This is a genomic window from Melghirimyces algeriensis (genome assembly GCF_900182565.1).
Lineage (GTDB): Bacteria > Bacillota > Bacilli > Thermoactinomycetales > DSM-45169 > Melghirimyces > Melghirimyces algeriensis.
Window position 1 is genome coordinate 72,226 of the sequence record NZ_FXTI01000004.1, and the last position, 12,817, is coordinate 85,042.

Consider the following 12,817-nt stretch of genomic DNA (forward strand, 5'->3'; position numbering starts at 1 on the left):
GGAAGGGGAATCATCAATGAAAAAGAAACGGGCGATTTCAAGTCCACTTCGTTTTTTCAAAGAGCGGGAACGAATGGCAAATCATTGGAGTGAGATATCTGACCGAGGAAGAAATTGGGAAGAGGTATACCGCAGACGCTGGCAACATGACAAGGTGGTTCGTTCCACTCATGGAGTCAACTGTACAGGTTCCTGCAGTTGGAATATTTATGTGAAAGATGGACTGGTCACTTGGGAGGGACAACGAACCGATTACCCTTCCACTGGACCCGATATGCCTGATTTTGAACCGCGGGGATGTCCTCGGGGGGCCAGCTTTTCCTGGTATTTATACAGTCCCCTTCGTGTGAAATACCCCTATATACGCGGATGTTTGCTTGAAATGTTCAGAGAAGGGATGGAAAAAAAAGGTGATCCGGTGAAGGCTTGGTCTTCCATCGTAGAAGATCCGGAAAAGGCCCAGCGTTTTAAATCTGCCAGAGGAAAAGGCGGATTGGTTCGAGTGACATGGGAAGAAGCGTTGAAACTGATTGCTGCTTCCATGATCTATACCATAAAAAAGAAGGGGCCGGATCGGATTGTTGGATTCTCACCAATTCCTGCGATGTCGATGGTGAGTTACGCATCCGGGGCACGTTTTCTCTCGTTGATCGGCGCCCCGCTGCTAAGTTTTTACGATTGGTATGCGGATTTGCCACCCGCTTCCCCTCAGATATGGGGGGATCAGACAGATGTTCCGGAAAGCAGTGATTGGTACAATGCCGGGTATTTGTTGGTTTGGGGTTCCAATTTACCGATGACCCGGACACCGGATGCTCACTTTATGACAGAAGCTCGATACCGGGGCGCAAAGGTGGTTTCCATCAGTCCGGATTATGCGGAATACGTAAAGTTTGCCGATCAGTGGCTGTCCATCCGTCCAGGAACGGATGGAGCACTGGCAATGGCCATGGGGCACGTCATATTAAAAGAATTTTATGTTGAAAGGGAAACTCCTTCCTTTATTCAATATGCAAAAGATTATACGGACTTTCCTTTTCTTATTACTTTAAAGCCTGACGGAAATGGTTTTGTGGCCGATCGATTCCTTCGGGCCAGCGATTTGGATAAGAAGATGGATCATCCAGAGTGGAAAACAGTCGCGGTTGATGAAAAAACGGATGATCTGGTAACCCCTCATGGAAGTATGGGGTTTCGTTGGGAGGAAGGGGGCAAGTGGAATCTAAAGCCCTTGGATGCAGAAAGCGGGAAAGATGTCAATCTGCGGCTGAGCTTGCTCGGTGTGGAAGATGAGCGGGTGATGGTAAAAGTGCCTTGTTTTGATCCCAAAGGGCGCCGTATTGTGGAACGGACGGTTCCTGTAAAAAGGGTGGAGAAAGAGAACGGATCTCTGCTGGTAACAACCGTGTATGATTTGACTTTGGCTCACTATGGAGTAGACCGGCAACTGGGTGAAAAGGACGAACAGGAACCGGAGAACTGCCCCTATACGCCCGCTTGGCAGGAGGCAATTACAGGGGTGGACCGCGAAATGGCGACACGGATTGCCCGCGAGTTTGCCCAAAATGCGGTGGACACGGGTGGAAGATCCATGATTATTGTCGGAGCGGGAATCAACCATTGGTATCACTCGGATACCATCTACCGGGCCGTTCTCAATCTAGTGCTGATGACAGGGTGCCAAGGGGTGAATGGAGGCGGATGGGCTCATTATGTTGGACAGGAAAAACTTCGCCCGGCAGAGGGATGGCAAACACTCGCTTTTGCCAGGGACTGGACCGCCCCACCACGCCTTCAGAATGGAACATCATTCTTTTACTTTGTGACGGATCAATGGCGTTATGAAGAAACACCCGTTGAAAAACTTGTCTCTCCTCTGGAAAAAGCGCGGTATGCTCATTATGCCGACTATAATGTGATGGCTGCACGACTGGGCTGGTTGCCTTCCTATCCGCAATTTAATCAGAATTCATTGGAACTCTACCGGGAAGCTGAAGAAGCAGGTGCGAAAAATGTGAAAGAAGTGGGATCTTATGTGGCAGAAAAGTTGAAGAAAAAACGTCTCCAGTATGCCATCGAAGATCCCGATGATCCAGACAATTTTCCAGGTGTTCTCTTTGTTTGGCGCGCCAACCTGATTTCCAGCAGTGGAAAAGGACATGAGTATTTTTTGAAGCATTTGTTGGGCACCAGCCATGGATTGATGAATGATGATGAAACGGGGTTGCGTCCGAAAGAAGTGAACTGGCGCGAGAAAGCAGCTGAAGGCAAGCTGGATTTGTTGGTTGATGTGGATTTTCGGATGTCAGGAACCGCTCTTTACTCGGATGTCATTCTTCCGGCAGCGACCTGGTATGAAAAGCATGATATGAGCAGTACGGATATGCACCCCTTTGTACATCCCCTCAATCCGGCAGTGGCACCGCAGTGGGAGTCCCGCTCGGATTGGGATACGTTCAAGTCGTTGGCCAAGGTTTTTTCAGAGATGGCAAAAACGCAATTTGCCGGTCCACAACGGGATGTAGTGGCGACACCGTTGTTGCATGATTCACCGGGTGAACTGGCTCAACCTCTTGGTCATATTCAGGATTGGAGTCAGGGGGAAGTCGATCCCATTCCAGGTGTTACCATGCCTCAGATCCATATAGTGGAACGGGACTATGCCAAGGTATTTGAAAAAATGACCTCTCTGGGTCCCAATGTAAAAAATAAACCGATCGGCATCAAAGGGATTTCCTGGATGGTGGATGAGGAATATGAGAAGCTGAAGCGGTTGTTGGGAACAGTGAAGCGCGGAGCGGGTCAAGGGTGCCCGGACCTCTCCACGGATCGGCGGATGTCAGAAGCGATTCTGGCTTTATCCAGCACGACCAATGGGAAGTTGGCGGTAAAAGCTTGGGAGGCGTTGGAGAAGAAAACGGGACTAACCCTTAAAGATCTTGCCGAAGAGCGAGCAGAGGACCAATTTACATTTGAGAAAATTACGGCACAGCCTCAGACGGTGATTACCTCCCCGGCATTTAGCGGGTCGGAAAAAGGAGGGCGCCGATATTCTCCCTTTACCACCAATGTGGAGCGAAAGATCCCGTGGCGTACATTAACCGGTCGGCAACAATTTTATTTGGATCATGAACTGATCAAAGAATTTGGTGAGCAAATGGCTACATTCAGGCCAACCTTTATGCATGATCCCTTTCATCCTGAAGCGAAACGGCCGGTTGCAGAAGGAAAGGAAATTACACTCAATTATCTGACTCCCCATAACAAATGGTCGATACACAGCATGTTTTTTGACAACCAGCATATGCTTACCCTGTTTCGCGGGGGTCCTACGGTTTGGATGAATGATGGGGATGCTAGGGAAATTGAGGTTCAGGACAACGACTGGATTGAGTGCTTTAACCGGAATGGAGTGGTTGTCGCCCGTTCGGTGGTCTCCCATCGAATCCCTAGGGGGATGGCCTTTATGCATCATGCCCAGGATCGACATATTAACGTACCAGGAAGTAAGCTGACCCAAAATCGGGGTGGGACGCACAACAGTCCGACACGGATTCATGTGAAGCCGACGCATATGATCGGAGGATATGCCCAGCTGAGTTACGGATTTAATTATTATGGTCCCACAGGGAACCAACGTGATTTAAATGTGGTGATTCGAAAGATGAAAGAGGTGGACTGGCTTGAAGATTAAAGCGCAAGTCGCCATGGTGATGAATCTGGATAAATGCATCGGTTGCCACACCTGTAGTGTGACCTGTAAAAATACATGGACCAATCGGCAGGGTGCCGAGTATATGTGGTTTAACAATGTGGAAACCAAACCGGGGGTCGGTTACCCAAAGCGTTGGGAGGACCAAGAACAATATGGGGGAGGCTGGGAACTAAAAGGTGGGAAACCGGAACTTCGTTCCGGTTCCCGTGCCCATCGTCTGCTCAATCTGTTTCATAACCCCTATCAACCTACGATAGAAGATTACTATGAACCTTGGATTTATGATTATGAGAAACTGACAGACAGCCCTCAAAAGCGGCATCAGCCCGTTGCCCGACCACATTCGGTGGTTACTGGAGATCCCATGGAAATTCTGTGGGGTCCCAATTGGGAAGATGATTTGGCGGGAGCTCATGTTACCGGAATGGAAGACCCGGATATGAAGGGGCTGGAAGAATCTATCCGGATGGATTTTGAGCAAGCATTTATGATGTACCTTCCCCGGCTGTGTGAACACTGTCTAAATCCGCCCTGTGTGTCTTCCTGTCCATCTGGGGCGATGTACAAACGGGAGGAGGACGGGATCGTTCTGGTGGATCAAGACGCCTGTAAAGCGTGGCGCTACTGTGTGTCCGGATGTCCCTATAAAAAAGTTTATTTTAACTGGGAAACGCATAAAGCGGAGAAATGCACCTTGTGCTTCCCCCGGATTGAGGCGGGAATGCCCACGATTTGCTCTGAAACGTGTGTCGGTCGGATTCGCTATATGGGATTGCTTCTCTACGATGCAGACCAGGTGGAATTGGCTGCTTCCGTTACAGACGAAAAAGACTTATATCAGGCTCAGCTGGATGTATTTCTTGATCCCTCTGATCCCAAAGTGATCGAAGCGGCTCGGAAAGAGGGGATTCCAGAGGATTGGTTGGAAGCAGCCCGCCATTCGCCGGTATACAAAATGGCTGTAGACTGGAAGATCGCTCTCCCATTGCATCCTGAATACCGGACGTTACCAATGGTCTGGTATGTTCCACCCCTGAGTCCGATTCTGCAATGTTTTGAGGGGGAAGGAAGTGATGCCGAACCGGAAGATTTGTTTCCGGGAATTGATCAGATGCGTATTCCGATCCGTTACCTTGCCAATTTGTTGTCAGCGGGGGATGAGCAAGTCATCCGGACAGTGTTGAAGAAAATGGCAGCGATGCGAATCCACATGCGTGCACGCAATCTAGAACAGGAACCGAAGATGGAATGGTTGTCGGAAACGGGTCTGGATATGGAGACCGTGGAAGAGATGTACCACTTGTTGGCAGTGGCGAAGTACAGCGACCGCTTTGTCATTCCGCCAGCTCATCGGGAAGAGGTGTCCGATCTCATGTCGGAACAGGGAAGTTGTGGTTTGGACTTTGCGAGTGGTCCAGGTTCCTGTGCTGGAATGGGGGATTGGTGATGGATTTAGAAGCGATTCGTCGCGTCTTTCAACTTGCCTCCTTTTTTCTGTTGTACCCTGACCAAAAGTGGTGGACCTCCCTGGACTGGGTCAGGAAAGAAGTGAATGACCTACAGGAATGGCCTGAAGTCTTTTCTTCCTTCAACCAGTTTCTGGACAGGTTTGCTCAGGTTGAACAAGACGAGTGGTGTGCCCGGTATGTCCAGACGTTTGATTTTGGACGTTCCACCAATCTGTATGTAACCTATGCCCGTTTTGGAGAACAGCAGGAACGGGGTTCGGTACTTCTGAAAATGAAGCAAAAATATCGTTTGGCCGGATTGGAACCCACAGAAAATGAACTGTCAGACTATCTACCTCTTATGCTGGAATTTGCTTCGGCTGTAGACGTCGATACGATTTCCGACGTTTTTGGTGAACATGTGGAGACAATTCGTTTCATTCGGGATGAGCTGGATCAAATGAAAAGTCCTTATGTCCATGTGTTGGATGCATCGATTGCTGCTTTGGAGGCTGTGGGTGTTTCATCCACGGATCGAAAGGGGGAAGGGTGCAAATGAGTGGAATGCCGCTGTTTCTGTGGGGAGTGTACCCCTATCTAGTGCTGACCGTATTTGTGATCGTGTTGATCGTTCGCATGAGAAATGATCCCTTTGGTTGGACATCCAAGTCCAGTGAATTCCTGGAGAAGAGATGGCTTCGTTGGGGCAGTCTGCTGTTCCATTGGGGAATATTGTTTGTTGTTGCCGGGCATGTTGCGGGTCTGTTAATCCCGATACAGTGGCATCGGGGAATGGGCATATCGGATGAAATTTATCACGCCATAGCTGTATGGGCAGGAAGTTTGGCCGGCTTGGCGGCGGGAGTTGGAGCATTGATCCTCTTGTTTCGCAGATTGCTGGATCGCCGTATCCGCGTAACCAGTACCCCAGGGGATCTGTTGTCCATTGTCATGATTACTCTGGTAATCATGACGGGGATGACCGCAACTCTCTTCAATGGTTTAGATCATTCCGGATTTGATTACCGCGAGACCATCAGTCCCTGGTTGCGAGGTGTCCTCCTTCTTCAACCAGATCCGTCATTGATGGAGACCGTGCCGATCACCTTTAAAATCCATATTGTGTTGGCTTTTGCTCTGTTCGCACTCTGGCCCTTTACTCGGCTGGTTCATGCGTTCAGCTTTCCGCTCTGGTATTTACGCAGAAGTTATGTCGTTTACCGACGTCGAGGTCATCGCCCTTCTTCTCAATCAATGGAGAAAAGCGTTACCCACTGATTTCCAATGAACGAAACGGAGGGTTTATCAATGGAAACATTGAAGGGACGGACGTCCGCACTCTGGTTTTCCACAATCGCTATGGTTGTATCCTTCGCTGTTTGGGCCGTTTTTTCTCCAATGGCCAATACATTGCAGGAGATATACAGATTAAGTGCTACGGAAAAAAGCGTTTTGGTTGCCACGCCCGTTTTGCTTGGTTCCATCATGCGGATTCCGCTTGGAATTCTAACCGATCGGTTTGGAGGCAGACGGGTTTATACCCTGATGATGCTGTTTCTAACCCTTCCCATGGCGGGAGCGGGATTTGCTGATTCTTATGCAATGCTTCTCTTTTGGGCCTTTTTCATTGGGATGGCAGGGACCACATTTGCGATCGCCATCGCCTATGTTTCTCGTTGGTATCCTCCAGAAAAACAAGGGCTTGTTTTGGGGATCACTGGAATGGGAAACTTTGGGACGGCCGTTGCCGGTTTTACAGTTCCCACCATTGTGGCCTCACTCGGTGTCTCATGGGCATTCTGGACTTGGGGGATTTTGGTGGGGATGATGGCTCTCCTTTTCTGGTTGGTGACCCAGGATTTGCCCCGGCCCCCAAAAACCCGTACCTTGAAAGACGCCTTATCCGTTGTCCAAATCCGTGATACATGGGTGCTTTCTTTCTACTATTTCCTCACGTTTGGAGGGTTTGTCGCATTTGGGATCTATTTACCCACGTTATTGCAGGATCTGTTTTATCTGACGCCTGTAGATGCGGGACTTCGTGCAGCCGGTTTTGTCGCCATCGCTACCTTTGTCCGTCCGGTAGGGGGATATCTGGCGGATCGGTGGGGGGCTGGAAAGGTTTTGACCGCCCTGTTTGCCGGAATTTTGAGCTGCGCTTTGCTGATCAGCTTTTTTACAGAAAATATCATCGCGTTTACCTTAGGCTGTCTGATTGGTGGTGTGATGCTTGGAGCGGGAAATGGAGCTGTCTTTAAACTGGTTCCTGAAGTGGCACCCGAACAGACGGGAGCGGTAACAGGGATTGTGGGAGCAGCTGGTGGAATCGGTGGATTTTTTCCGCCGATCCTGATGGGAATGGTAAAAGATATGACTGGTAATTACTTTCTTGGATTTGTTCTGTTGGCGGTTTATGCGTTGATCTGTCTCATTATGAATAGGCGTTTGTATGATCGTCACCATGGAAATGACTCCCAGATAAAAGCAAAATGGGGATAGAGGATAACCATTTGCTTGAAAAAACGATGACAAAGTGGTGAAGGCTTCAACAAAAAGAAGTGGAAACAGTCCGCTTCACCTCCTCCGGTCCCAACCAGCGGACAAAATATCCGCTAAACGGTGATCTCCAGGGGTTCTGCTGGGTCGTCGAAAAAGAATACTTCACTGGAAATTTCCCTCTTAATTACCTTTGTCAGCAGTCTCACGATGCCAATCGGCATCGTCTTTGTTTATCGTTATCTTTCTGGGACTGCCAACTTTTTAACCGTTAAGTAAGAGGGTTGATTCGTTTTTTGTTCAATCCGGCATTCCACTCCCAAGGACTCCAGTTGTTCTTGGAGGGAATCGGAAATCTGATTGACAGGAAAGGAACAGCTGTCCCCAGGGTTTGCACGTTGAAGAAACTGAATGATCCTGGCAACCGCTCCACAAGGGTTTTGCTCGCTTGAGCGGATGAGATCGGCTTCCGAGGGCAACGATGAAGAGGCTTCATATTGATCCGGGTGCTGTCGGTTTTTATGAACAAATGTGGTGATCCAGTGCTCTGTTGTCACTTCTTTGGAATGACCGCCATACCCTTTCATCTCCATCAGGCTGATTAATGGGTATGGCTTAAAGGTGGTATGGAGAATAAATGTTTGGTGCTCCTGCAACTGTTTAACGCTGTCCATGATCTTATCGAACGGGTCTTGTCCATTTTTCAGTTCCATACGAACATCTAATTCCAGCCTTTCGGATTGATTGGTGAAAACCATGATCTTTCCCCTCCTTTAAAAGGTCCTGCAACTATCTTACACGTTATGAGGCATATATTTGTGATTTTTTTCACAAAAATGGTGTGGCAGATTGATGAACCTTTCTCCATTGTGCTGTTCATCACAGCTTCCCCTTTTCATTGTTACCTATACTCAAATGGAAAGCAAAACCATTCCTAAGGGGGCGGGGGAAATGGAAACCCGGTTGAACACTCAGCCGCAGAAAAAGCGGCTGTCCATTTTGAAACAGTCCCTGATCCTGACATTGATTTTTGGTTTTTCCGTGTTGCTGTTGGGAGGCTATTGGATTTATGAGTCCAAAGCTCCACGACCGACGGAGGTCGTCGATCCGTCTGGCGAAGTGGTAATGACGGTGGAAAGTATCAAAGGCGGGCAAGCGGTTTATCAAAAATACGGTTTGATGGATTATGGCTCGGTGTTGGGGCATGGTTCTTACCTAGGACCGGATTATACAGCGGAGACATTACACCTGATGGTGGATGGCATGCGGGAGTATCATGCGAAGAAAGATTTTCAGCAATCCTTTAAGGAACTGAATCAAGCGGACCAGTTGGTGATTGCTGAGAAGGTGAAGGAAGAGATCAAGAAAAACCGATACAATTCGGATCAAGACCGCCTGACGTTGACTGCATCCCAAGTATACAGCCTGGAGAAGATCCGGGATCATTATGCTGAACAGTTTACGGATGGAGACGGGTATGGGATTTTGCCGGGGCTGGTGAAGGAAGAACATATGCCTGTTGGTGTGCGGGCATGGGTGGCAGAAGGAAATCAATTGGAGCAAATTGCGGATTTCTTTTTCTGGACAGCTTGGCTGTCGGGAACGGAACGTCCTGGAGAGGATCACACATATACAAACAACTGGCCCTTCGATAAGGAAGCCGGAAATGGAATGGATTATTCGGCCGTATGGTGGAGCGCTGCCAGTGTGGCTCTTCTGATCGGGTTTGTTGCCTTGATCCTCTACCTGTATCAACGATATCAACTGGATATGCACGATGCCTATGAACCAGGGAAGTTTCCGACATTTAATCTAGATCGGATTCCTGTTACAACAAGTCAAGTGAAGACGGGGAAATACTTTGCGGTTGTGGCGGTTCTCTTTTTGATCCAAGCCACCTTTGGGGGATTGTTAGCCCATTATTATCTGGAGCCAGACAGTTTTTACGGTTTGGATCAAGTGGCAGAAATCATGCCCTTTAACATCGCAAAAGGTTATCACTTGCAACTGGCCATTTTCTGGATTGCAACGGCTTGGCTGGGAATGGGGATCTATGTGGCTCCCTTGGTCAGCGGGCGTGAACCTCGAAGGCAAGGCCTTCTTGTGGATATTCTGTTCTGGGCTTTGGTGGTTCTGGTCTTTGGCAGTATGATTGGTGAATGGTTAGGAGTAAAAGGGTATCTTGGAAACCAGTGGTTTTTATTTGGTCATCAAGGATGGGAATACCTGGAGTTGGGTCGTTTCTGGCAGTATCTGTTGGCGGCAGGAATGGGAATTTGGCTGGTCATTGTCTGGAGAGCACTGAGAAGCTCCTTGCGAAGTGAATCAGACAAAGGCGGGCTGGTTCACTTACTATTCTATGGGGCGATTGCTGTTCCGTTGTTCTATGTTTTTGCCTTTTTGATCAACCCAGGAACCAACATTACCTATGCGGACTACTGGCGTTGGTGGATTATCCACTTGTGGGTGGAAGGTATATTTGAAGTGTTTGCGGTGATTGTGATTGGCTTTTTAATGGTTCAAATGGGACTGGTGACAAAGAAATCCACCGTTCGTGCCCTTTACTTTCAGTTGATTCTCCTTCTGGGCAGTGGAGTAATCGGGACGGGTCACCACTATTACTGGATTGGAGCTCCGGAAGCCTGGATTGGGTTGGGTGCCGTCTTTTCCGCACTGGAAGTGATTCCTCTTACGTTGTTGATCTTGGAGGCCTATGGACAATATCGGGTACTGAAACAGGGAGGCGTTCACTTTCCTTACCGGGCGTCCTTCTGGTTCTTGATCTCCACGGCCATTTGGAATTTAGTGGGTGCTGGGGTTCTCGGTTTTCTGATCAATCTCCCGGCCGTTTCCTATTTCCAGCACGGTTCTTGGCTGACCCCCGCCCATGGTCACGGAGCATTGATGGGCGTATATGGGATGTTTGCCATCGCGGTATTGCTGTATACGTTGCGAAACTTGGTAAAACCGGAGAAATGGAATGATCGGATCTTAAAGGTTTCCCTGTGGGGACTAAATCTGGGATTGGCAGGGATGATCCTTATTACGCTGTTGCCGGTAGGAATGATCCAATTGGAAACCTCCTTTACCCAAGGGTTTTGGGTGGCGCGTGATCCTTCTTTCTACCAGGACGGTATGGTCCGTCTGTTTCTATGGCTGAGAATGATCCCGGATGTGGTCTTTTTGCTCATCGGGGTGGTTCCACTTGTCTGGTTTTCTCTCCGGGCGATGTTTTCTCTCCGAAAGCCTGAATCACCCAATGGATGAAATTTATCTCATTACCTGTGATCGGAATCACTGTTTTGGTTTAATTGGTATGGAACAATAAGGGCGGAAGGGTTGGTCTTGGTTTGAAACAGTTTCTCTACGTTTCCATGTGTTTATTAAGCAAAGTGAAGACGGAATCAGGCCCATGCTACATTGCCTTGCGATTCTCTCAGGAGGGGATATGAAATGAGTGTAAAATTTAACGGAAATGAGCCCATCGGAGATATTGTTACCGTCTTTCCCCACGCGGCGGACCTCTTTAAAGCGCATGGAATTGATTTTTGTTGCGGTGGACACCGCACTTTGCAGGATGCACTTCAAAAAAGCAGTGTGGATCAGGAACAAATGCTGGCCAAACTAAATGATGCCTATGCAGAATGGAATACGAATCATCAGGAAGTGGACTGGACTCAGGCAGATCTTAGCCGTCTGATCGATCATATTGTGGACGTACATCATGCATATACGGTGAGAGAACTTCCTCTGATTGAAGCCTGGATGTCCAAAATTACCAAGGTCCATGGTCATCGTCACCCGGATCTTTATGAAGTGAAGCGTCTGTTTGATGAAATGAATATGGAATTAAGTTCCCACTTGGTAAAAGAAGAAAAAATCCTCTTTCCATTGATTCGTCAGTTTGAAAAAGAGGCATCGTTGCCTATTCTGAACCAAGTGATTGTCATTTTGGACAAGATGGAGGCAGAACATGATGAAACGGGAGAGAACTTAAAGACGATCAGGAAAATTACCAATGGCTATCAGGCACCTTCAGATGCATGTCGGAGTTATCAAGTGACTTATGGAAAACTGGAGGCTTTGGAAGAAGACCTTCATCGACATATTCATCTGGAGAACCATATTCTCTTTAAACGATTGCGTGATCAACAGATGTCGGATGCTGAACGTGCTAACTAACTGACTGCAAAAGAAAAGAAGCCGAATTTTTCCGGCTTCTGAGGTTCATGACAAAGTGGTGAAGGGGAGATATCCGTTTCCGCATCTCTATCCTCCAGCAAGGAAGTGGAAGGAGTCTGCTTCACCGGATATCCCCCTCTTATTTTCCTTTGTCAGCAGTCCATAAAAAAAGAAGCCGGGTTTTTCCGGCTTCTTTTTTTATGGACTGCTCAAGTGCTCATGAATGAGCTTCCATGCCCCATCGTTATCTTTTACAAAAACATTTGTTGCTCTCCCACGACCCGAAACAAAATTCCCTTTATGATAACCTTCGTAATGGTAGGTATACGTACAGGTTGCCGAGTTTTGATCCGTAACGAACCAACGTACATCCGTTGCTGAATACACTTCATCTTGAATCATATCCCAAGCATTCTTAAAATAGTTTTCAATTTCTTCGATTGTTGTACAGGTTTGATCTGTAAACCAATATAATGCCTTTTCGTGCAATACTTTTTTTACATTTGCAAAATCATGTGTATTTGTCGCTTGGATATATTCATCTAGAGCCTTTTGATAACCCATATTGACCCTCCTTCTTACAATTTGGACTGCAAAGGTATGCCTTCCACCCGTCCAACCATCATCACCCAGCACATGATCCCCTGATGACCATCTATAACTTACCAACCCCCATTTGTCCTCTTCTCCATTTTCCAATTCTGAGAAGGGGAATAAAAAGAGATGGCACAAGCCATCTCCTATAGATATAACATCCTTCTATGGGTATTGGAGAACATTTTTTGACTTAATCAAGTTCAAATTCAATTCCATCTTCGCTGATTTCAATTTCAAAATCACCAATTTCAATTTCCAATTCTCCGTCTTCAATTTCCACTTCAATCTCATCGTTTGGGTCATTTACCAAGTAAATCATGCGGAATCACTCCTGTAACTTTTGGTTAGCCAGTTGATGAATGTTTTACGAGTGTTTACC

General features: G+C 47.7%; 11 protein-coding genes. 7 read left to right on the top strand and 4 right to left on the bottom strand.

The genetic code is table 11. The annotated features are described in order from the left end of the window. Positions 1-16: 16 nt before the first annotated feature. Genes FN782_RS07485 through FN782_RS07505 form a run of 5 tightly spaced genes read left to right on the top strand, consistent with a single transcriptional unit; the run spans position 17 to position 7,662 of the window. Positions 17-3,694, top strand: a complete 3,678-nt coding sequence (locus tag FN782_RS07485) for a nitrate reductase subunit alpha (protein WP_142505162.1) — start codon at positions 17-19, stop codon at positions 3,692-3,694. Then, positions 3,684-5,162, top strand: a complete 1,479-nt coding sequence (gene narH / locus FN782_RS07490) for a nitrate reductase subunit beta (protein WP_142505163.1) — start codon at positions 3,684-3,686, stop codon at positions 5,160-5,162. The genes FN782_RS07485 and narH overlap by 11 nt, the downstream gene beginning before the upstream one ends. After that, on the top strand, positions 5,162-5,722 hold the full coding sequence (gene narJ, locus FN782_RS07495; RefSeq protein ID WP_142505164.1) for a nitrate reductase molybdenum cofactor assembly chaperone: 561 nt from the start codon (positions 5,162-5,164) through the stop codon (positions 5,720-5,722). The genes narH and narJ overlap by 1 nt, the downstream gene beginning before the upstream one ends. Further along, positions 5,719-6,441, top strand: coding sequence for a respiratory nitrate reductase subunit gamma (narI, locus tag FN782_RS07500; RefSeq protein WP_142505165.1), 723 nt, complete (start codon positions 5,719-5,721; stop codon positions 6,439-6,441). Before narJ ends, narI begins: the two co-directional genes overlap by 4 nt. A 30-nt stretch (positions 6,442-6,471) precedes the next feature. Beyond that, positions 6,472-7,662 (top strand): MFS transporter, encoded by a 1,191-nt coding sequence (locus FN782_RS07505; RefSeq protein WP_142505166.1) that lies wholly within the window; start codon positions 6,472-6,474, stop codon positions 7,660-7,662. 236 nt (positions 7,663-7,898) lie between these two features. Here FN782_RS07505 and FN782_RS07510 read toward each other — a convergent pair whose 3' ends face one another. After that, positions 7,899-8,417, bottom strand: coding sequence for a DUF2249 domain-containing protein (locus FN782_RS07510; protein ID WP_142505167.1), 519 nt, complete (start codon positions 8,415-8,417; stop codon positions 7,899-7,901). Between the two features lie 193 nt (positions 8,418-8,610). Here FN782_RS07510 and FN782_RS07515 point away from each other — a divergent pair, with 193 nt between their 5' ends. Both FN782_RS07515 and ric read left to right on the top strand, forming a co-directional pair. Continuing rightward, positions 8,611-10,926 carry a nitric-oxide reductase large subunit gene (locus tag FN782_RS07515; RefSeq protein ID WP_142505168.1) on the top strand — a complete coding sequence of 772 codons (2,316 nt, stop codon included), beginning with the start codon at positions 8,611-8,613 and terminating at the stop codon, positions 10,924-10,926. A 186-nt stretch (positions 10,927-11,112) separates the two neighbouring features. After that, positions 11,113-11,841: an iron-sulfur cluster repair di-iron protein gene (gene ric, locus FN782_RS07520; protein ID WP_142505169.1), complete on the top strand. Its 729-nt coding sequence runs from the start codon at positions 11,113-11,115 to the stop codon at positions 11,839-11,841. Here the strand turns inward: ric and FN782_RS17275 are convergent. The 3 genes from FN782_RS17275 to FN782_RS17280 form a co-directional block, all read right to left on the bottom strand. Then, positions 11,838-11,966 (bottom strand): hypothetical protein, encoded by a 129-nt coding sequence (locus FN782_RS17275; RefSeq protein ID WP_281285922.1) that lies wholly within the window; start codon positions 11,964-11,966, stop codon positions 11,838-11,840. The genes ric and FN782_RS17275 overlap by 4 nt on opposite strands. Before the next feature lie 73 nt (positions 11,967-12,039). Continuing rightward, positions 12,040-12,405 carry a YybH family protein gene (locus tag FN782_RS07525; protein ID WP_142505170.1) on the bottom strand — a complete coding sequence of 122 codons (366 nt, stop codon included), beginning with the start codon at positions 12,403-12,405 and terminating at the stop codon, positions 12,040-12,042. Between the two features lie 223 nt (positions 12,406-12,628). Beyond that, the gene (locus FN782_RS17280) at positions 12,629-12,757 is read right to left on the bottom strand and encodes a hypothetical protein (RefSeq protein WP_281285923.1); all 129 of its coding nucleotides are present in this window, start codon (positions 12,755-12,757) and stop codon (positions 12,629-12,631) included. Positions 12,758-12,817 lie beyond the last annotated feature (60 nt).

Excerpts from the sequence above, each read along its gene's own strand:
- FN782_RS17280 (WP_281285923.1), bottom strand. The coding sequence starts at position 12,757 with ATGATTTACTTGGTAAATGACCCAAACGATGAGATTGAAGTGGAAATT.
- FN782_RS07515 (WP_142505168.1), top strand. The coding sequence starts at position 8,611 with ATGGAAACCCGGTTGAACACTCAGCCGCAGAAAAAGCGGCTGTCCATT.
- narI (WP_142505165.1), top strand. The coding sequence starts at position 5,719 with ATGAGTGGAATGCCGCTGTTTCTGTGGGGAGTGTACCCCTATCTAGTG.
- narJ (WP_142505164.1), top strand. The coding sequence starts at position 5,162 with ATGGATTTAGAAGCGATTCGTCGCGTCTTTCAACTTGCCTCCTTTTTT.
- ric (WP_142505169.1), top strand. The coding sequence starts at position 11,113 with ATGAGTGTAAAATTTAACGGAAATGAGCCCATCGGAGATATTGTTACC.
- FN782_RS07525 (WP_142505170.1), bottom strand. The coding sequence starts at position 12,405 with ATGGGTTATCAAAAGGCTCTAGATGAATATATCCAAGCGACAAATACA.
- FN782_RS07505 (WP_142505166.1), top strand. The coding sequence starts at position 6,472 with ATGGAAACATTGAAGGGACGGACGTCCGCACTCTGGTTTTCCACAATC.
- FN782_RS07510 (WP_142505167.1), bottom strand. The coding sequence starts at position 8,417 with ATGGTTTTCACCAATCAATCCGAAAGGCTGGAATTAGATGTTCGTATG.
- FN782_RS07485 (WP_142505162.1), top strand. The coding sequence starts at position 17 with ATGAAAAAGAAACGGGCGATTTCAAGTCCACTTCGTTTTTTCAAAGAG.